General features: G+C 61.7%; 16 protein-coding genes and 1 tRNA gene. 9 read left to right on the plus strand and 8 right to left on the minus strand.

Annotated features, from left to right (window positions below; genetic code table 11):
• Positions 1–376: 376 nt before the first annotated feature.
• The 4 genes from ACZ881_RS07600 (at position 377) to ACZ881_RS07615 (ending at position 5,290) form a co-directional block, all read left to right on the plus strand.
• A complete protein-coding gene (locus ACZ881_RS07600; RefSeq protein ID WP_476113900.1) occupies positions 377–1,942 on the plus strand; it encodes an NCS1 family nucleobase:cation symporter-1 in 1,566 nt (521 codons plus the stop codon).
• A gap of 14 nt (positions 1,943–1,956) precedes the next feature.
• Complete coding sequence (locus ACZ881_RS07605) at positions 1,957–2,733, plus strand: aspartate/glutamate racemase family protein (protein WP_476113902.1); 777 nt, start codon at positions 1,957–1,959, stop codon at positions 2,731–2,733.
• A 34-nt stretch (positions 2,734–2,767) separates the two neighbouring features.
• Positions 2,768–3,535, plus strand: a complete 768-nt coding sequence (locus ACZ881_RS07610) for an SDR family oxidoreductase (RefSeq protein ID WP_476113905.1) — start codon at positions 2,768–2,770, stop codon at positions 3,533–3,535.
• 267 nt (positions 3,536–3,802) lie between these two features.
• On the plus strand, positions 3,803–5,290 hold the full coding sequence (locus ACZ881_RS07615) for a cation:dicarboxylate symporter family transporter (protein ID WP_091470374.1): 1,488 nt from the start codon (positions 3,803–3,805) through the stop codon (positions 5,288–5,290).
• 64 nt (positions 5,291–5,354) lie between these two features.
• Here the strand turns inward: ACZ881_RS07615 and ACZ881_RS07620 are convergent, their stop codons facing one another.
• Positions 5,355–5,759 (minus strand): sterol carrier family protein, encoded by a 405-nt coding sequence (locus tag ACZ881_RS07620; protein ID WP_476113911.1) that lies wholly within the window; start codon positions 5,757–5,759, stop codon positions 5,355–5,357.
• A gap of 21 nt (positions 5,760–5,780) precedes the next feature.
• Positions 5,781–6,797 carry an asparaginase gene (locus ACZ881_RS07625; RefSeq protein ID WP_476113913.1) on the minus strand — a complete coding sequence of 339 codons (1,017 nt, stop codon included), beginning with the start codon at positions 6,795–6,797 and terminating at the stop codon, positions 5,781–5,783.
• A gap of 121 nt (positions 6,798–6,918) precedes the next feature.
• Between ACZ881_RS07625 and purD the strand changes: the two genes are divergently transcribed.
• Entirely contained in the window at positions 6,919–8,277 is a 1,359-nt protein-coding gene (gene purD, locus ACZ881_RS07630) for a phosphoribosylamine--glycine ligase (RefSeq protein WP_178995291.1), read from the plus strand.
• Positions 8,278–8,279: 2 nt separating this feature from the next.
• Positions 8,280–9,218, plus strand: a complete 939-nt coding sequence (locus tag ACZ881_RS07635; protein ID WP_476113916.1) for a phosphoribosylaminoimidazolesuccinocarboxamide synthase — start codon at positions 8,280–8,282, stop codon at positions 9,216–9,218.
• Positions 9,219–9,296: 78 nt separating this feature from the next.
• Here the strand turns inward: ACZ881_RS07635 and ACZ881_RS07640 are convergent, their stop codons facing one another.
• A complete protein-coding gene (locus tag ACZ881_RS07640; protein WP_476113919.1) occupies positions 9,297–10,562 on the minus strand; it encodes a helix-turn-helix domain-containing protein in 1,266 nt (421 codons plus the stop codon).
• Positions 10,563–10,689: 127 nt separating this feature from the next.
• On the opposite strand from ACZ881_RS07640, the gene ACZ881_RS07645 reads away from it, so the two are divergent.
• On the plus strand, positions 10,690–10,914 hold the full coding sequence (locus tag ACZ881_RS07645; protein WP_091470382.1) for a hypothetical protein: 225 nt from the start codon (positions 10,690–10,692) through the stop codon (positions 10,912–10,914).
• 142 nt (positions 10,915–11,056) lie between these two features.
• On the opposite strand, the gene ACZ881_RS07650 is transcribed toward ACZ881_RS07645, so the two are convergent.
• From ACZ881_RS07650 to ACZ881_RS07660, 3 genes are all read right to left on the minus strand, one after another.
• Positions 11,057–11,133 (minus strand) — tRNA-Pro (locus ACZ881_RS07650).
• 98 nt (positions 11,134–11,231) lie between these two features.
• Positions 11,232–13,064 carry an ABC transporter ATP-binding protein gene (locus ACZ881_RS07655; protein ID WP_476113921.1) on the minus strand — a complete coding sequence of 611 codons (1,833 nt, stop codon included), beginning with the start codon at positions 13,062–13,064 and terminating at the stop codon, positions 11,232–11,234.
• Positions 13,061–14,860: an ABC transporter ATP-binding protein gene (locus ACZ881_RS07660; protein WP_476113923.1), complete on the minus strand. Its 1,800-nt coding sequence runs from the start codon at positions 14,858–14,860 to the stop codon at positions 13,061–13,063. Before ACZ881_RS07660 ends, ACZ881_RS07655 begins: the two co-directional genes overlap by 4 nt.
• A 367-nt stretch (positions 14,861–15,227) precedes the next feature.
• Between ACZ881_RS07660 and ACZ881_RS07665 the strand changes: the two genes are divergently transcribed.
• On the plus strand, positions 15,228–15,674 hold the full coding sequence (locus ACZ881_RS07665; protein ID WP_476113926.1) for a DUF2690 domain-containing protein: 447 nt from the start codon (positions 15,228–15,230) through the stop codon (positions 15,672–15,674).
• On the opposite strand, the gene ACZ881_RS07670 is transcribed toward ACZ881_RS07665, so the two are convergent.
• Both ACZ881_RS07670 and ACZ881_RS07675 read right to left on the minus strand, forming a co-directional pair.
• The gene (locus ACZ881_RS07670; RefSeq protein WP_476113928.1) at positions 15,671–16,657 is read right to left on the minus strand and encodes a metallophosphoesterase; all 987 of its coding nucleotides are present in this window, start codon (positions 16,655–16,657) and stop codon (positions 15,671–15,673) included. The genes ACZ881_RS07665 and ACZ881_RS07670 overlap by 4 nt on opposite strands.
• A gap of 2 nt (positions 16,658–16,659) precedes the next feature.
• Complete coding sequence (locus ACZ881_RS07675; RefSeq protein WP_476113930.1) at positions 16,660–18,996, minus strand: transglycosylase domain-containing protein; 2,337 nt, start codon at positions 18,994–18,996, stop codon at positions 16,660–16,662.
• Here ACZ881_RS07675 and ACZ881_RS07680 point away from each other — a divergent pair.
• On the plus strand, positions 18,995–19,150 hold the full coding sequence (locus ACZ881_RS07680; RefSeq protein WP_011775990.1) for a DUF4177 domain-containing protein: 156 nt from the start codon (positions 18,995–18,997) through the stop codon (positions 19,148–19,150). The two genes, ACZ881_RS07675 and ACZ881_RS07680, sit on opposite strands and share 2 nt — an antisense overlap.
• The last annotated feature ends 2 nt before the right edge of the window (positions 19,151–19,152 follow it).

Genomic DNA, 19,152 nt, shown 5'->3' on the forward strand with positions numbered 1-19,152 from the left:
CACTCCGCGGTCTCTTCCGGATCACGATCAGGCAGCTGGGCAGTCAACCCGCTGAGGATGTGTGAGGTCTCTTCTCCTGCAGCCACGTCCAACCTCTCTTCATTGAATGTCTGGGCGCTTGCTCTGTGGGGGCGCTCAAGGAATTTCGTATTGTGAGAATAAAATTCTGCAATTCGAGATTACGTCTGCTGGTTGGGCAGCGTCAACACGGATTGCGTAACCAAGACAGTCAACTGGGAAAGCTTCGGCCAAGCAACCGAATGTGACCCTGCATACACCGAGAACCTTGACGTTACGTGACCTGAGTCATAGAGTGCTTTCACTATTCAATAACTAGATTCCGAATTGTGGAATCAGTACGAAGTGGAGATCCACGATGCAGACGACTTCATCAGTCGGCGTCACTGGGGCTCCGGGAGACGCAAACGCGGGTGGCCCCAACCATCCGGTCGTGGGAAACACTGACCTCTGCGCTATTGCTTCCGAAGCCGCAGGCCGTACCATCAGTCCCAGCCTTTACAACATCGACCTCGCACCCACTAAGGCCAAGGGCCGGAAGTGGACCAGCTACAGCATCTTTACCCTCTGGGCCAACGACGTCCACAGCCTGGGTAACTATGCCTTCGCCATTGGCCTGTTCTCCCTCGGTCTGGGTGGTTGGCAGATCCTGGTAGCCCTCGGTATCGGCGCCATTCTTCTGTTCGCGCTACTGAACTTCTCTGGATTCATGGGTGAGAAGACCGGTGTTCCTTTCCCTGTCATGAGCCGCATCAGCTTCGGCATCAGGGGAGCTCAGATCGCCAGCCTGATTCGCGGCGCTGTTGCCGTTGCTTGGTTCGGCATCCAGACGTACCTGGCATCCGTGGTCCTCCGCGTCATGCTGGTGGCCATGGCGCCGGGTTTGAAAGACCTGGACAGCAACTCCATCCTTGGCCTTTCAACCCTGGGCTGGTTGTCGTTCGTGGCGCTCTGGATGGTTCAGTTGGTCATCGTCAGCTTCGGCATGGAGATGATCCGCAAGTACGAGGCTTTCGCCGGTCCCATCATTCTGGTGACCATGGCAGCGATCGCCGTGTGGGTCTTCATCGAAGCCGGCGGCGCCATCCAGTGGAGCGGCATCAAGGGCCTCGAGGGTACCGAAATGTGGCTCACCATCTTTGCCGGCGGTGCCCTGTGGGTTTCCATCTACGGAACGTTCGTCCTGAACTTCTGCGACTTCACCCGGTCCTCGGCTTCCAAGACGTCGATCGTCAAGGGCAACTTCTGGGGCATCCCCATCAACATGCTCGTTTTCGGTGCAATCGTGGTGGTCATGGCCGGCGGTCAGTACAAGATCAACGGCACCGTCATTGAGAGCCCCTCGGACATTGTGGAGAGCATCCCCAATACGCTTCTGTTGGTCCTTGCCTGCCTGGCCCTGTTGATCCTGACCATCGCCGTGAACCTGATGGCCAATTTCGTGGCTCCCGTCTACGCGCTGACCAACCTCTTTCCGCGGCACCTGAACTTCCGCAAGGCAGCCTGGGTCAGCGGCACCATCGGCCTGATCATCCTGCCGTGGAACCTTTACAACAACCCGATCGTGATCGTGTACTTCCTGGGTGGCCTTGGTGCCTTGCTCGGGCCCCTGTTCGGTGTGGTCATGGCCGATTACTGGCTGGTCCGCCGCGGCAAGGTCAATGTCCCGGAGCTCTACACGGAGGATCCCAAGGGCGCCTACTTCTACAAGCGCGGCGTGAACCCGAAGGCCATCATCGCGATGCTCCCGGCCGCAGGCCTGGCCATTGCCATCGCTTTTATCCCAGCACTGGCCGCGGCTGCTCCGTTCGCTTGGTTCATCGGAGCCGGCGTCGCAGCGCTGACGTACTTCGCTGTCGCGGACAAGAAGCAGGTCCACCAGGACGTCTCCGGCGAGCCGATCGCCGTCGCCAGCACCCACTGACACTGAGGAAACCCATGCGCATCCTTGTCGCAAACGTCAACACCACCCAGTCCATGACGGACTCCATCGCAGCGCAGGCTCGTGCCGCAGCGGCTTCTGGCACCGAAATCGTCGGCATCACACCTCGCTTCGGCGCCGACTCCTGCGAAGGCAACTTCGAAAGCTACCTCGCCGCGATCGCCGTCATGGATGCAGTGGTGAACTATCCCGAACCGTTCGACGCCGTTATCCAGGCCGGCTACGGCGAGCATGGCCGCGAAGGCCTTCAGGAGCTCCTCGACGTCCCCGTGGTTGATATCACCGAGGCAGCAGCAAGCACCGCGATGTTCCTGGGCCACAAGTATTCAGTGGTCACCACGCTTGACCGCGCCGTACCGCTGATCGAGGACCGGCTCAAGCTCGCCGGTTTGGAGGCGCGTTGTGCCTCGGTCAGGGCCAGCGGCATGGCCGTGCTGGAGCTCGAGGAATACCCGGAGCGTGCTGTTGAAGCCATTGTGAGCCAGGCGGAACAAGCTGTTCACAACGACAAAGCCGAAGTTATTGTTCTCGGTTGCGGCGGCATGGCCGGTCTCGACGAACAAATCCGCCAGCGCACCGGCGTCCCCGTGGTGGACGGAGTGGCTGCGGCGGTGACCATCGCCGAGTCCCTGGTCCGCCTTGGATTGTCTACGTCCAAGGTCAGGACCTATGCCACTCCGCGACCGAAGACTGTCATAGGCTGGCCGATAACAGCCGCCCAGGCGGCACAAGCTGAGGCAGCTCCCGCTCAGGCAGCTGAAGCCGCACGCTGACGCTGCCACAGGCAATTCCCCGAAAGGCAACCACATGACTGACTCCAGCCCTCCCGCAAACCCGAGGGTCGCCGTCGTGACCGGGGCCGGTTCCGGAATTGGGCGGGCCGTCGCCAGGCTCATGCTCGCCGAGGGTTACCGCGTTGCGCTTGCCGGCCGCCGGGAGGCGCAACTCCTGGAAACGGCCGGCGACCATCCGGACGCGCTGGCGGTTCCCTGCGATGTAACAGCGCCCGACGACGTCGCGCGCCTTTTCGCGGAGGTCCGCCAACGCTGGGGTCGGGTTGATGTGCTGTTCAACAATGCCGGTATCTTTGGGCCGGCGGGCGACGTGGGCGACATCAGTGTGGATGAGTGGGAAGCAACGCTTCGCGTGAACGTCACGGGCTCCATGTTGTGCGCCGCGGAGGCTGTGCGAACCATGAAATCCCAAGAGCCGCAAGGTGGCCGCATCATCAACAACGGCTCCATTTCGGCACACTCGCCCAGGCCGAAGTCCGTGGCCTATACAGTCACTAAGCACGCGATGACGGGCCTGACCAAGAGCATCGAGCTCGACGGCAGGGAGTTCGGTATTACGTGCGGGCAGATCGACATCGGCAACACCCGTACCGAAATCATGGACACCATTGGCGTGGGCTCCGGGGCGCTGCAGGCTGACGGCAGCCGCAAAGTGGAGCCTATGTTCCCCGTGGACGATGCAGCCCGTGCCGTGCTGATGATGGCCAACATGCCGGCGTCGGCCAGTGTCGGATCCTTGGTGGTCACCGCTGCCGGCATGCCCTTCGTGGGCCGCGGCTAGCCTCACAGCACCGCCCCAAACCGCGGGCCCGTGCCGCCACCACCCACTTTGATTCCTGAATGCCCGTGACACGCCTGTAGAAGGGTGTGTCACGGGCATTTCTGCGTCAAAGAAGGTGGTGGACGCACCAACATCCAAGCTCCAAACCGAATGTGACTTTCCATAATATGGAAATGTTATTTCCCCTTGCGGAATGGTGTGAGCAGGCTTACATTTGAAAAACCCCCTCAAAATGTGGGGCCGTTCCCAACTGATTGGTTCAGATCAATGAAGATCCCAGACTCCGCGGCGCTGAAGGCGAGTTCGGCCCCGCAGAAGAAAAAGCGGCTGTACCAGTCGCTCTTTTTTCAAATCCTGATCGCCGTCGTCGCAGGTGTACTCATCGGTCATTTTTGGCCGACAATCGGGTCCGCCCTCCGACCACTGGGTGATGGATTCATTCAACTCATCAAGATGATCATCGCCCCGCTGATTTTCCTCGTGATCGTCACAGGCATCTCGGCAGTGGGCGACGTCAAGGCGGTCGGAAGGGTCGGGGTCAAAGCGCTCCTGTACTTCACCGGCGCCACTCTCTTCGCCCTCGTCTTCGGGCTCATCGTCGGAAATATCGTTCAGCCTGGTGCTGGCCTTAATATCGACCCCGCTACACTCTCCCAGGACGCGCTCAACGCCAAGACCGGCAATGCGCCTCCCAAGGACGCTGCAGCCTTCATCCTGGATGTCATTCCCGTCAGCGTGATCGGTGCTTTTGCCAACAACAGCCTGCTTCAGGTGCTGTTCTTCTCCGTGTTCTTCGGCGCAGCCATCGTGGTCATCGGCCGCGAACGCTGCATGCCGGTCATCAGCCTCATGGAAACCGTCCTGGAGCTGATCTTCAAGATCATGTCCTGGATCATGAAAGTGGCTCCCATCGGTGCATTTGGTGCCATGGCCTTCATCATCGGCCAGTACGGACTTGGCACGCTCAGCACTTATGCCCTCTTGATTGCAGCCTGCTACGGAGCGGCGATCATCTTCATCGGCCTGCTGTTCCTGGTGGCTTGGGGGTTCGCCCGGGTTCCCCTGTGGGCGTTCCTGAAGTACACCCGTGAAGAATTCCTGCTGGCACTCGGCACCGCCTCCACTGAAGCAGTCATGCCGCGCATCATGACCAAGCTGACCAACGCCGGCTGCTCCCGTGCCACCACCGGCCTTGTGGTTCCCACGGGTTACTCCTTCAACTTGGACGGCGCCGCGATCTATCTGTCCATTTCACTGCTGTTCCTGGCGCAGGCCTTCGGCCACAACCTTGACCTTGGCCAGCAGTTGGCGGCGTTGGGCGTCCTGCTCCTGACCTCCAAGGGCATGGCCGGCGTGCCGGGTTCGTCCTTCCTGGCACTCTCCGCCACGGCTGCTGCGCTGGGCATCTTCCCGGTAGCCGGCGTCGCACTCCTCCTCGGAGCCGACCGCCTTATGGACTCCATGCGCGTCGTGGTGAACCTGCTGGGCAACTGCGTGGCAACGTTCGTGGTGGCCAAATGGGAAGGCCAATTCGACCGCAACGTCATGCTCCGCGCCTTCAACGGCGAGATCACCAACCACGATTCCGCCATCATGCTCGGCAAGGAAGAAGTCTTCGAGGAGCAGGAACTCGAACGCATCAGTGGCGGCCAGGAGCCTTCGCCCAAGTTCCGTGGCGGTCCCGCCGCGGAGGACATCCCGCAGTTCGAAATGAGCAAACGGGGCCAACCATCCGCCCCGGTCTGCCCGGACTAATACAGCCCACAGCATGAGGCCCCTCAAGAGGATTCTTGAGGGGCCTCAGCTGTGCGAAACCTATTCAAAGAGGCAGCAACTCCGAGAGATCCGCACGCAAACCGGACGCAGTCAGCCTGTGGTCCGATACTGCCTCTGCCCACGAAATCCGGCCCGTCACCAACGAAAGCCAAGTGGCGGCGTCGCACTCGATCACGTTCGGGGGAGTACCGCGCGTGTGGCGGGGCCCCTCAACGCACTGCGTCACACCGAACGGCGGCACACGGACTTCCACCGAGTTGCCGGGCGCGCGGGCGGTGACTTCCTCCAGGGAGTACCGGACCGCCGTCGCAATCAAAGTGCGCGACGGCGGCGGGCCGGCAACGCTGCCTGGCTCACCTGTACTGCCGGAAGGCTCGACGGCGGCCTGCCAGGCTGCCAGCGCGGCGCGGCCTTCCTCGATGTTGACGCGGCGTCGTGCAACGGCCATTTGTTCCTCTCCTCAGAAGTTTTAGTCCAGCAGGGCGGAGACAGCGTGTCCCAGCCGGATCTTGCCCACCTCGTGGCCGCCGCCGAGCACGGGCTCCACCACGCGTTCCAGAACGCTGGAAACTGCCGGGATGTCCACGGCACCGCTCACGGCCAGCAGAGTCAGTCCTACCAAGGACGTGGCGCGAAGGTTGCCGTCCAGCATCTTCACGGCCACGGTTGCGCCGGTGGGAGTCGCCAGGACCATGACGCCCTCGGCCCCGATCTTGGCCAGGACCTCCAGTTCCTCCATCACGATCGTGTTGGACTCACCCTTGCCCTGAACTGCCCAGGGGTAGTCCAGCATGGACGTGGCGATGGTGGCGGCACGTGCGTTGGACGACTTATCGCCCGGGGATTTGGCCAAGCGGGAGTAGGCGCGGGCCAGGCCGGTCAGCGAGATGGCGGCAACGGGTGCTCCGCAGCCGTCAATGCCCAGGTGGGAGATCGTCTCGCCGCTGTATTCCTCGATCACCGAGCGAACGCGCTGCTGGAGCGGGTGGTTTGGTTCGAGGTAGCTGCGCAGGTCCCAGCCGTTTTCGGTGCACGCCCACAGGAATGCTGCGTGCTTCCCGGAGCAATTGAAGGCAAGCTTGGATTGTCCGCGTTCGGAGCGGACCAGCCAGTTGCGGGCCGTTTCATCCTGGGGCCAGGCGGCGGGGCACTGGAGGTTTTCTTCTTTAACACCAGCTGCCTTGAGCATCCCTTCCACAACGTCCATATGATCCAGGGAACCAGTGTGGCTGCCGCAGGCGACAGCAACTTGCGCGCCACGGAGAGGCACGCCGGATTGCATGGAAGCCAGGGCCTGGAAGGGTTTGAGGGTGGAACGGGCGAGGACGGGAGCGTCGATGTCACCAAGACGGGTGACCACCGAGCCATCGCCGGCCAGGACCACGGCCGCGCCGATGTGCCGGGACTCAATAAAGCCACTTCGTTCGATCACTGCCAGTTCCACCGCGGACTCAACGTTGAACGTTTCATGCGAACTCATGGGCATGAATCAAGTCTAGGGCGCGACGGGTCAGTTCCCGGGTCATCCGCGTGCCCGCGCGCGTGATCCGTGCACGCCGGGCCTCACGCCGGGCCTCACGCCAGGCCCGTGTCCACAGGTCCGGTGAATGACACAGCTTAGGCCCCGCGCCCTTCACAAAGTACCCTTGAGGACTGTGAAGGTACTCGTCATTGGCCCAGGCGGCCGCGAACACGCCATTGTCCGCTCTCTGCTTGAAGATCCCAACGTTTCCGAGGTCCACGCGGCCCCTGGCAACGCGGGCATCAGCAAACTCGTTCCCACCCATGCGATTGACGGGAACAACCCGGAAGCCGTGTCCGCCCTCGCCACCAAGCTGGGCGTGGACTTGGTTGTCGTAGGACCCGAGGCGCCTTTGGCTGCCGGTGTGTCCGACGCCGTCCGAGAAGCCGGCATCCCGGTTTTCGGTCCCAGCAAGGAAGCAGCCCAGCTGGAGGCTTCCAAGGCCTTCGCCAAGCAGATCATGGCTGAAGCCAACGTTCCCACGGCTATGGCTCGCGTTGCCACCAACGCTGACGAAGCTGCCGACGCCTTGGACACCTTTGGCGCCCCGTATGTAGTTAAGGACGACGGCCTGGCCGCCGGTAAGGGCGTGGTGGTCACCAAGGACCGCGCAGAGGCCCTGGCACATGCCCAGGCGTGCTTCGACGCCGGTGGAACAGTGGTCATCGAGGAATTTCTCGACGGCCCCGAGGTTTCCCTGTTCGTCCTCTGCGACGGCCGCAACACCGTCCCGTTGTCCCCGGCTCAGGATTTCAAGCGCATCTTCGATAACGACGAAGGTCCCAACACCGGCGGCATGGGCGCGTACACCCCGCTTGAGTGGGCTCCTGAGGGCCTGGTCCAGGAAGTCATCGACCGCGTAGCCCAGCCCACCGTGGACGAGATGGCCCGCCGCGGCACGCCCTTCGTTGGTGTGCTGTACTGCGGCCTCGCCCTGACTTCCCGCGGCATGCGCGTCATCGAGTTCAACGTTCGCTTCGGCGACCCCGAGACGCAGGCTGTCCTCGCTCGCCTCAAGACCCCTCTTGGTGCGCTGCTGCTGGCAGCTGCCAAGGGCGAACTGGACACGGCAGAAGAGCTGCGCTGGTCCAAGGACACGGCAGTCGCCGTCGTCGTTGCTGCCGAAAACTACCCGGACGCACCCCGCACGGGCGATCGCATCCGTGGACTGAAGAAGGTGGACGAACTGGACGGTGTCCACGTAGTCCACGCCGGCACCAAGCTGGATGACGAAGGCAAAGTGGTCTCTGCCGGCGGCCGTGTCCTTGCTGTTGTCGCGCTCGGTTCGGATCTGGTTGAGGCCCGTGAAAAGGCGTACGACGGCGTTGAGCTGGTTCAGCTTGAAGGCTCACAGTTCCGTACGGACATCGGAGGCAAAGCCGCCCGCGGCGAAATCCGCGTTCCGTACACGGCTACAGGAACCATCCCGAAAGTGCAGGCCTGAGCATGACTGAAGGCATCCCTACGGGCGGCTTCGAAACCGAAACGCTGGAACTTCCGGGCTGGACGCACGTCTATTCCGGCAAGGTCCGCGATCTCTACGTCCCGGCTGACGAAGCCATCACGGAAAAGATCGGCCAGGAATGCGTGCTGGTTGTCGCCAGCGACCGCATCAGCGCCTACGATCACGTGCTGAGCAGCGAAATCCCGGACAAGGGCCGCGTCCTGACGCAGCTGAGCCTGTGGTGGTTCGATCAGTTGGATGTTGAGCACCACGTGTTGGCGTCCACGGTTGAGGGCGGCGTTCCTGCCGCCGTCGAGGGCCGTGCCATGATCTGCAAGAAGCTGGACATGTTCCCTGTGGAGTGCATCGCGCGCGGCTACCTCACCGGCTCCGGCCTGGCTGAGTACAGGGAATCCCGCACGGTGTGCGACATTCCGCTGCCCGAGGGCCTGGTTGATGGTTCGCGCTTGGAGAAGGCCCTCTTTACGCCCTCTGCCAAGGCCGAAGTGGGCGAGCACGACGTCAACATCACCTATGACGACGTCGTAGCCATGGTGGGCGACGACATTGCTGCCCGCCTGAGTGAACTGACCCTGAAGATCTACACCCGCGCTGAGGAGATCGCCCGCGAACGCGGCATCATCCTGGCTGATACCAAGGTGGAGTTCGGGATTGACGCAGCCACCGGCATCATCACCCTGGGTGACGAGGTCCTCACCCCGGACTCTTCACGGTTCTGGGATGCGTCCACGTACGCGCCGGGTCAGTCGCAGCCTTCGTATGACAAGCAGTACGTCCGCGACTGGCTGACTTCCGCCGAGTCCGGCTGGGACAAGTCCTCGGACACTCCGCCGCCGGCACTGCCCGCCGACGTCGTGGAGCGCACCCGTGCCCGCTACGTGGAGGCTTACGAGAAGCTCACGGGCCGCACCTTCGCCTAGAAGCACCCAACTGAGTAACAGCACATGCTCCACTGAACGCTCAGTGGAGCATGTGCTGTTACCCGGTTTTTGGGTTAATCAGGCTTCCGAGTGTTCCTTCGCGGCACGACGCTCGGCCAGCCGGATCTCCAGCACTGCGTCCATGGCCTGTTGAACCCGGTCCGACGCTCCTGCCGCACTGAAGTCGTGCTGCGCCTCTTCCAGGAACTGGAGCGCCTCCGCGGCTTCCCCGGCTGCTTTCAAGGACTTGCCCAGCAGCAGCGACACTTCGCCTGCGGTGTGCCGGGCCAACACCTTACGGTCTGCGTAGATTTCGCGGAGCTTCTCGACGGCGGCAGGGATGTCCCCGGTCAGGTACAGCCAGCGGGCGCGGATGAAGGCGACCTCAAGCTGGTCTGTCTTGTTTCCGCCCACAATGGACAGCGCGAGTTCTGCACGCTCAATGGCGGACAACGTTTCCGGTTCCACAATCCCCGAGGACAGTCGAACTGCTGCGGACGCCTTGTTGAAACGGGCCCACAGCTCAATATCGTTGGCGGGGGAGAGGAGTTTGGCTGCACGCTCGTGGTGCTTGATGCCCTCTACATAGTCGTGGCGCATGAAGGCGACGTTGCCGACCACCCACGCGACTTCGCCGGCCAGTTGCGACATGGAGTGTTCGTCCATGTGCTCGATCATCGCCAGGCAGTACTGCCAGGCTTCGTCCAGCTTGCCGCTCTCGGCCAGGGCACCAATCAGCGCGCGGTGCGCACCGATGATGAGCGTGGACCCCTTGGGCAGCTGCTCGCTGAGCTTTACGGCTTGCTTGGCATGCTCGACGGCGGTGGCCAGCTGACCTTGTCCGTGACACACCGCGGCAAGCATCTGCCAGGCGCGCACCCCGAGGCCAGCGGATTCGGTGGCCATGGGGTGTTCCAGTAGGTGCTCAACGATTTGCTGGCATTCCTTCAGCTGGCCTTGCTTCATCACGCACTCGGCTTGCATGTACGTCATGTTCCACCAGGCGCTGTTGTTCTTGGCCTCGAGGGCAATCTGCGCAGCTGTGGCAGCGTGGCTGGCGGCGAGCTGGTAGTCGCGGAGATCCCAGGCCTGTCGGGCGTAGAGACCGGCGAGGACATACTCGGCATCACTAACGGTGACCGGCTGGCTCCACGCTTCCAAGGCCTTCGGTGCAAGTTCGAGCCTGCGGGCCAGCTCCTCGATGACTTCGGCCGTGGGCTCACGACGGCCTGTCTCAAGCAGCGAAATGTAGCTCGGTGAATACAGGTTTTTGCCGAGCTCTGCCTGCGTCAACCCACGTTCGAGCCGTTCGGCACGTAGCTTCTCGCCGAATCCGTTTCCCACGGGTCCCTCCTACAGGTGTCTTTTGACCAAAACCTTGACAGTCTCTGTGGAAAACATTTTACAATGTATGTCAACAGGGACCGTGCAATTTCCGTAACGAATCCGACTCGCATTGGGGTACTACATCATGTTCAAGAAAATCATCGCTTCAGTGGCCGTGGCGGGCGCACTGACGTTCGCGGTTGCGGCTCCCGGGGTTGTCTCCGCTGCTCCTGCAGCAGGTACCAGCACAGTAAGCGCCATTGGTAACTGGCCGGACCCTATGCGGTCCACCACCACAACACCCAAGAAGGACAAGACCGAAACGACAGTCACCACGATGTCCATTGGTAACTGGCCCGACCCTATGTAAAACAATTGTAGTAAAGAAACCCCCGGAGCGTGACGAGCGATGCTTCGGGGGTTTCTTTTTTGCCTTCCCGTGGATGTGGGCGGCAAGGGGTAGTTCCGGGCAAACAAAAATGGCGCCGATTTCTCGACGCCATTCTCGTGTTTGGTCGGGATGACAGGATTTGAACCTGCGACCTCTTCGTCCCGAACGAAGCGCGCTACCAAGCTGCGCTACATCCCGATCCGCTGCGAAAGCAACTGTTCAAGGATAGCTGAATAGGTGCGTGATGCGAAATCGAGGAGCGGGTGTCGCTCCTCACAGCGGCAGGAGGGGAAAGGCTAGACCAATGAGTCGCGCCAGGCCCCATGAAGCTGGGCAAACCGTCCGCCACCGCTGATCAACTCGCCCGGCGTCCCGTCCTCCACAATGCGGCCGTCGTGGACCACCAGAACCCTGTCAGCCGTCTCCACCGTTGAGAGGCGGTGGGCGATGATGATGGCCGTGCGGGCCCCCCTGCCACCAGCCACTCCCTCCAACAAGTTGGACAATCCCTGTTGGACCATACGCTCAGAAGGAATGTCCAAGGAGGATGTTGCCTCATCCAGGATCAGCACGGCCGGCGCGGCCAGGAACGCTCGGGCAAAGCCGATGAGCTGGCGTTGACCGGACGACACCCGACCACCACGCTTGTTGACGTCCGTGTCGTATCCCTCGGGGAGGCTCATGATGAACTCGTGAGCACCCACCGCTGCAGCTGCGGCCTCGATTTCAAGCCGGGAAGCCTCGGGACGACCAAGAGCTATGTTGTCCGCCACGGAGCCACTGAACAGGAACGCTTCCTGGGTCACCATCACCACGGCGCGGCGGAGGTCTGTGGTGGACAGGTCACGAAGATCTACGCCATCCAGCGTGATGGCCCCGGACGTGACGTCGTAGAAGCGTGCCACAAGCTTGGCCAACGTCGACTTTCCCGCACCCGTCTGGCCTACCAGGGCAATCGTCTGGCCGGCAGGGATGTGCAGGTCAAGCTTTGGAACCACAACTTTGCCGTCGCTGTAGCCGAACTCCACACCCTTGAAGTCGATCTCGCCGCGTGAGCTCTTGAGCGGTACCGGGTCTTTTGGCGGACGGACGGTGGGCACTTCTTCGAGGAGCCCGGACACCTTTTCCAAGGCAGCTTGAGCACTTTGGAACGAGTTGTAGAACATTGCCATCTGGTCCACCGGCTGGAAGAAGCGCTTTGTGGACAGGATCAGTGCCAGCAGGACGCCAACAGCCAGGTCACCACCCAGAACCCGGAAACCGCCAAACAGCAGGACCACGGCCACACAAACATTGCCGATCAGCACCAAACCAGGCTGGAAGATGCCGTTCAAGTTGATGGAGCGGACGGTGTTCTTGCGGTAGTCCTCAGCCAGCTCGCCGTATCGGGAGGCATTCTCGCGCTCCTTGCGGAACGCCTTCACGGCACGGATCCCGGTCATCGTTTCCACGAAGTGGACGATCAGCCGGGCAGACACCACGCGCGACTCACGGAACGCGATCTGTGAATGCTTTTGGTACCACCGGGCAAGGAAGAACATGGGCACGCCGGCCGCGAGGACGATCAATCCACTCTGCCAATCCAGGGCAAAAACGGTCACGGCAGTGAACACCATGAACAGCATGCCCGACGCCAAGGAGCTCACCCCGGAGTCCAGGAGTTCGCGCAGGGCTTCGAGGTCTGAGGTCTGCCGGGCGATAATGCGGCCGGAGGTGTATTTCTCATGGAACTCAAGGCTCAACCGCTGCGTGTGCCGGAAGACCCGAAGGCGCAGATCCAACAGCATGGCCTGGCTCAACCGGGCAGTGGAGGTCACGTACAGCGCCGTCATTCCTGCCGTCGCAATCGCAGCCGCCAAGTACAGGGAACCAGCCAGTACCAAGGGCCCGTTGTCGCCCGACTGCAGTGCAGGAAGGGCGTTGTCGATACCGAACGCGATCAACGCCGGTCCCGCAACACGGGTGAGCTGCGAGACCACCACCATCAAGATCGTCAGCCAGAAACGCAGCCGCACGGGGCGGATGAGGGAGGCAAGCAAGGTGAGCGACCGGCGTCGTACGGCCTTGCTGTCTGCTTTGGTGAGGAGTGTGTTTTCCTCGTTGGCGGTTCCAAACGTGGCGGCAGTCACCGGCGGGCCTCCTCAGCTTCTTCGAGCTCGTCCAGTTCGGTGTCCAGGTCCTTCGGGCCGGCGTCCAGGCTGGCGATGACGTAGCGGTAGTGATCATTCTCGGCAAGCAGTTCCGTATGGGTCCCGACGGCGGTGATGGTTCCGTTCTCGAGCAGGGCAACCCGGTCCGCCAAGGCCACGGTGGAGGGACGGTGCGCGACGATCAGGGTGGTGGTCTCGCGCAGGACCTCGCGCAAACGGGCCTCCACGCGCTCTTCAGTGTTCACGTCGAGTGCGGACAGGGGATCGTCAAGGACCAGAACCTTGGGTTTGGCGGCGATGGCTCGGGCCAGGGCGATGCGCTGCCGTTGGCCGCCGGATAGGCTCAGCCCTTCCTCGCCGATCAACGTGTCCACGCCGTCTGGCAACGAGTAGGCGAACTGGGCCTGTGCCACATCCAGGGCCTCGTCCAAGGCGGCGTCGCTGGGATCGGGGGCTCCGAGGAGTACGTTGTCCCGGACCGAACTGGAGAACAGCGTGGTGTCCTCGAACGCCACGGCAACGATCTTTCGTAGATCGTCGATGTCGTAGTCGCGAACGTCCACGCCGTCGATGGTCACGGCGCCCTCGGTGACGTCATAGAGGCGGGGGACCAGCTGGAGCAGGGCGCTCTTGCCGCTGCCCGTGATGCCGACAAGGGCCATTGTTTCCCCGGGGCGTATATCCAGGGTGACGTCGTGCAGGAGGGTGCCGCCGTCGTCGAACCCGAAACCTGCGTGCTCAAAGCGCAGGGCGCCCTTCACGCTTTCCGGAACAGCGGGTTGATCCGGCGAGGTGATGGTGTTCTCCGTATCCATGACCTCGAAGTGGCGATCCAACGCGGTCTTGGCAGTGAGCGCCATGGCCAGGAGCATGCCGGAAAATTCCACCGGAGTGGCTACCACGGCCGCCGTTGCGAAGAACGCCACCAACGCGCCGATGCTGAGTTCCCCACTCGCGGCAAGCATAATGCCCACCACCAGCCCGACGCCCAGCGCCAACTCCGGCAGCAGCGTCACTACCAGCGTGAAGCCAGCCTGCTGCTTCGCCTTGGCGATCTCGGTCTGGCGCAGTTCTTCCGCCTGGCCGTTGAAGTTCTCCAGCGCTTCACGGCTACGCCCGAAGGCCTTCAGGACACGGATGCCGTGGACTGATTCCTCCACAGTTGTGGCGAGGTCGCCGGCTTGGTCCTGACTGAGGCGGGTGACCAAGCTGAAGCGGCGGCGGAAGCGGAACGAATTGATCATGATCGGCACGGCCGCTGCGAGGAAGATCAGTGCCAGCTGCCAGCTCATGGAAAACATGACGCCGACGCCGATGATCACAGTAAGGGTGGTGACCACCAGCATGATGGCGCCAAACGCCATCCAGCGACGCAGGAAACTCAGGTCCGTCATGGCCCGTGAGAGCAGCTGGCCCGAACCCCAGCGATCGTGGAAGGCAACGGTCAGTTGTTGCAGGTGGCCGTACAAGGTCACCCGCATCCGGGTCTCAACCGTGGTGGCCGGGTTGATGACGAACTGCCTGCGCAAGGCCACCAGCCCGGCTTCGGCGATACCTAAAGCAAGAATCACGACGGCGGCAATCCAGACGGCATCCGTGGAACCGCCGGGCTGCAAAGAGTTGTTGACAAGAACCCGCAGCACTTGGGGGATGGTCAGCGCGACGATGCTGGCCAAGAGGGCGCAGATCAAGCCCATGAATAGTCGGGGGAGGATGGGCCGCACATGAGGGTACAGGCGGCCGACGGAGGTGAAGAATGACGTTTGCTTGGACATGCCCGCTTCTCAACAGCTGGATCTTCAGATGGTGCGGAGGTAGTTTCCCGTAGCAACTACCCTATGCCATGGCGTGATTCGTTTCACAGGACCACGCAATGAAGGTGAAATGTTTGACCCAGTTATTGAGGATCGTAATGCTCGCCCGGACTTCAGCTGCGTGACGTGAGCGTCAGCAATACGGCTTCGGGGCGGCAGGCGATACTTGCGGGGCTATCGCTTCCCACGCTGTGATGTCCTATCGCCTAAGTTGTCCTTCTGGGGGGTTATCCACAGGCGGCTTGGATACGACTTAAACCAGCGAGGCGGCTCTGTTACCTTGGCCCAGCAATATCAAATTCTGAAAATCACTACGTTAGGTTGGGGAATGCGTAAGATAACTAAGTTTGCCGCTGCTGGAGTCATCGCAGCTACTGCCATGCTCGTGGCACCTGCGGCCCATGCATCCGAGTACCACCATGGGCGCGACCCTATAGCGACCGGGTGTACATCAGGGGCTTACGCGGTCTCGTCCTGGCCGTTGGTCAACACTCGTTACAACGAGGTGCAAGGCAGCATCCAGTTGATGTATTCGCCAAGTTGCCAAACGAACTGGATCAACCTGTACGGCACGGTGAATGGCAATGACTATCGGGCTGTGGTGCGCATTGGGACCGTACCAGGCGGTGGCATGAACGCAGGTTTCTTCAACGCTGGTTCAGATTATTCGAACATGGTTTATGCACCAGGAAGCACATGCGTAACTGTTGGCTACAGCATTTCTGACATGGCGAGCGGTGTCGTCGAGCTGAATGACTCTCGATACTTCTGCTAAACGCTGGTCCTCACGCCTTCGGCGCTCCGCGAGTCGGACGCCTTGGGCGTGAGTGTCAGCAGCACAGCCTCAGGGCGGCACGCGATGCGGACCGGTGCGAAGCGCGACGTGCCGACGCCGCCGGAGACGTTCACCGGCGTCGTGAAGCTGTCGCTTTCCCAGTCGTGGAGGCCCTTGGCGCGCCAATTGGGGAGATCGCAGTTGGCGACGAGTGCGCCGTAACCAGGGATGCAGATTTGGCCGCCGTGCGTGTGGCCGGCGAGGATCAGGTCCGCTCCGGCTTCGGTGAAGTGGTCCAGCACGCGCTGGTACGGAGCGTGGATGACTGCCACCTTCAGGTGCGGGCGGGCATCCTGGTTGACCGTTCCACGGGGCCAGCCGGCATAGCGTTCGCGGTTCAGGTGGGGATCGTCCACGCCAGAGAAGTCGAACCGCAGGCCGTTCAGCACCACTGACTGGGCGCGGTTGGTGAGGTCGATCCAGCCTCCCATCCCGAACGCTGAGCGGAGCTTCGGCCAGTCCAAGGCAATGGGGTCGGTCCGCATCCGGGAAGGACCACGGAAGTAGCCCACCGGGTTCTTGATCCGCGGGGCGTAGTAATCGTTGGAACCCGGAACGAAGACGCCCGGGAACTCCAGCAGCGGGCGCAGTGCCTGGAGTAGGGGATCGACGGCCTTGGTGTGGCTGAGATTGTCGCCCGTGTTGACCACGAGGTCAGGCTTGAGGTCCGCCAGCGATTGCAGCCACTGCGTCTTCTTGTCCTGGCCCGGTACGAAGTGGATGTCGCTTAGGTGCAGGACGCGGAGCGGGGCTGAACCGGCAGGGAGAATGGGCAAGGTTTCGTGGCGGACCTCGAACTGGTCCTTTTCCCACCACCCGTATGCGGCGGCCGCTGCGCCTGCTGCTGCCCCGACGGCAGCAGTGACGGCGAAACCGCGCCCGATAGTGCGGACGCGGTTTGCCAATGAATCACTAAACGACATGGTCAGTTCTTATTGCCGTTGCCGTTGTTACCGTTCCCGTTGTTGCCGTTCCCAGTGGACGGGGCCGGGTTGGGCGCGGTGGACGGCGTGTTGTTGGACGGGGTGTTGTTCCGCTGCGGGGCCGCAGTACCGAGCAGGTTCGACGGCGGCTGCTGGAACGGGTTGGTGCCGTAGGCAGGTGCAACAGCCAACATGTAATTGGTGAACTGCGGGCCGGCGATCATGTAACCGTCGATGCTCTTATAGAACTTGCCGTTTACGGTGAGGTCCCGTCCGTAGCGTGACTGGTCATCCAGAGGATCACCAAACCATGAAGCAGTCGCGAGGCCAGAGGTGTACCCGACTACCCACGTGGAGCCGTTGGTGTCGTTGGTTCCGGTCTTGGCGGCCACCGGGAAGTTCTTGGAGTTCAGGGCCGGGCGGATCAACGAGCCTGAGCCTTCATCCAGCACCTTGCCCATCGCGTAAGCGACGCCGCGGGCTACTTCAGGCTTTACCGCATCCTTGCAACTGGAAGACTGCGCGGGAAGTTGGGCGCCGGACTGGTCCTTCACCGAGGTGATGGCAATCGGCTCGCAGTACTTGCCGTCGGCCGCGAAGGTGGCAAAGGCTGCAGCCATGGTGAGCGGAGCTGTTTGTGTTGCGCCAATGAGGTTGGACAAACGTGTCATGGGAACCTGGGGGTTCGGATCCGTGACCTTACCAGTTTCATCGCGCGTGGGAAGACCGCCGTGAATGCCGGTGGCGTCTACGATCCCCTGGATGCCACAGAGGTCAACCTGCGCAGCTGAGGCGAACGTCGCCGTGTTAATGGAGTTCATGAGGCCATACAGGACAGTCATGTTCCGGTAGTAGCCCAAGTCGGAGTTCTGAAGGTCGAAGCTTCCTTGGACGTTACCGTCGTAGAACCCGTCGGTCGGCGTGGGACAGGTATTCCTCCAGGGGAAGTTCACCCCGTATTTACGCTGGGCGGCGTTTACGTTTTGGTTCATCGACTTGCCCTCGTTCAGCCACTGGGCGAACGTAAAGGGCTTCATCGTTGAACCGGGCTGGAATCCGCCGATGCCGTTGAGGTCGTTGCCGTTGGCGTCCAGGACATCCACGTTGAAGTTTTGCGTCTGATCGAACTTGCCCTCTTGAGGCAGCCAAACAGTGTTCTGGGCCATGCTCACGATCTGGCCGGTGCCCGGCTGGACGGAGACGATCGACGCGCCCCACTTGTCCGGGTTAGCGCCAGCCGTTGCGTCGACCTGCTGCTGTGCGACGTTCTGGGCGGTGGGATCGAGGGTGGTCTGGATGGTGAGGCCACCACGCTGGATGCGCTTGACGCGCTCTTCCGTGGTGTCACCGTACGCCGGGTTGTTGAAGAGCAGGTGGAGCACGTAGTCACAGAAGTACGGAGCCATGGTGGCATACGCGCAGCCCTGGCGAGCCGGGGTGACCTGCGTGGTGACCGGAGTGGCGACAGCTTCTTCGTACTGTGCCTGAGTGATCTTCCCCTGGTTAACCATGGAGGCGAGCACCAGGTCACGGCGAACCTTGGAGCTGTCAGGGTTGGCGATGGGATCGAAGGCCGACGGGCTGTTCACCAGGCCGGCCAGGAGGGCAGCCTGCGGAAGCGTCAGGTCCTTGGCAGAGGTGCTGAAGAAGAACTTCGAGGCAGCCTCAATGCCGTAGGCGTCACGGTTGAAGAAGACGATGTTGAGGTAACCCTCAAGGATCTGCTCCTTGGAGAACTTCTTCTCCAGGGCGATCGCAAGCTTCATTTCGCGAAGCTTGTCGCCCACGCCCTTACCGCCACCGTTGAGCTTGACGTCTTCTTCGCGGTCGGACGCCACCAGGGACTCATTGATGACGTTGTTCACGTACTGCTGCGTGATGGTGGACGCGCCCTGCTTGTTGCCGCGGGCGGTGCTGACGATGGCTCGCATAATGCCGGTGGTGTCAATGCCGCCGTGCTCATAAAAACGGCTGTCCTCGATAGCGATGACAGCGTCCTTGATGAACGGGCTCATTTGATCCAGCGGAACCTTGGTCCGGTTCTCTGCGTAGATCGAGGCGATCGGCGAACCGTCCTTCGCCAGGATCGTGGTGTTCTGGCTGGGCGGATCCACCTGGAGTTCCGCCGGCAGAGTGTCAAAGAACTGAATTGAACCACTTGCGGCACTGCCCGAAACGGCGGCTGCGGGGACCAAAAGGCCCGCCACCAGGACGCCACAAATCGCGCTCACACCAAGGAAGCCTAGAATCTTACCGAGGGTGGTGGCAGTGTCGAATAGTGGGTTCTTGCGAGTCACCATGTTTTCCACTTTACCGGCAAGGGCTAGGCTTTCTGTCATGACCAAATGGGAGTACGCCACGATTCCGCTCATTATTCACGCTACGAAGCAGATCCTGGACCAGTGGGGCGAGGACGGCTGGGAGCTCGTCCAGGTCGTCGGTGGACCCGATGGCAAAGGCCTTGTTGCATACCTGAAGAGGGAGAAGCAGTAATC

It is taken from the genome of Paenarthrobacter sp. TE3676 (genome assembly GCF_056279165.1).

Excerpts from the sequence above, each read along its gene's own strand:
- ACZ881_RS07600 (WP_476113900.1), top strand. The coding sequence starts at position 377 with ATGCAGACGACTTCATCAGTCGGCGTCACTGGGGCTCCGGGAGACGCA.
- ACZ881_RS07605 (WP_476113902.1), top strand. The coding sequence starts at position 1,957 with ATGCGCATCCTTGTCGCAAACGTCAACACCACCCAGTCCATGACGGAC.
- ACZ881_RS07610 (WP_476113905.1), top strand. The coding sequence starts at position 2,768 with ATGACTGACTCCAGCCCTCCCGCAAACCCGAGGGTCGCCGTCGTGACC.
- ACZ881_RS07615 (WP_091470374.1), top strand. The coding sequence starts at position 3,803 with ATGAAGATCCCAGACTCCGCGGCGCTGAAGGCGAGTTCGGCCCCGCAG.
- ACZ881_RS07620 (WP_476113911.1), bottom strand. The coding sequence starts at position 5,759 with ATGGCCGTTGCACGACGCCGCGTCAACATCGAGGAAGGCCGCGCCGCG.
- ACZ881_RS07625 (WP_476113913.1), bottom strand. The coding sequence starts at position 6,797 with ATGCCCATGAGTTCGCATGAAACGTTCAACGTTGAGTCCGCGGTGGAA.
- purD (WP_178995291.1), top strand. The coding sequence starts at position 6,919 with ATGACACAGCTTAGGCCCCGCGCCCTTCACAAAGTACCCTTGAGGACT.
- ACZ881_RS07635 (WP_476113916.1), top strand. The coding sequence starts at position 8,280 with ATGACTGAAGGCATCCCTACGGGCGGCTTCGAAACCGAAACGCTGGAA.
- ACZ881_RS07645 (WP_091470382.1), top strand. The coding sequence starts at position 10,690 with ATGTTCAAGAAAATCATCGCTTCAGTGGCCGTGGCGGGCGCACTGACG.
- ACZ881_RS07660 (WP_476113923.1), bottom strand. The coding sequence starts at position 14,860 with ATGTCCAAGCAAACGTCATTCTTCACCTCCGTCGGCCGCCTGTACCCT.
- ACZ881_RS07665 (WP_476113926.1), top strand. The coding sequence starts at position 15,228 with ATGCGTAAGATAACTAAGTTTGCCGCTGCTGGAGTCATCGCAGCTACT.
- ACZ881_RS07670 (WP_476113928.1), bottom strand. The coding sequence starts at position 16,657 with ATGTCGTTTAGTGATTCATTGGCAAACCGCGTCCGCACTATCGGGCGC.
- ACZ881_RS07680 (WP_011775990.1), top strand. The coding sequence starts at position 18,995 with ATGACCAAATGGGAGTACGCCACGATTCCGCTCATTATTCACGCTACG.
- ACZ881_RS07675 (WP_476113930.1), bottom strand. The coding sequence starts at position 18,996 with ATGACAGAAAGCCTAGCCCTTGCCGGTAAAGTGGAAAACATGGTGACT.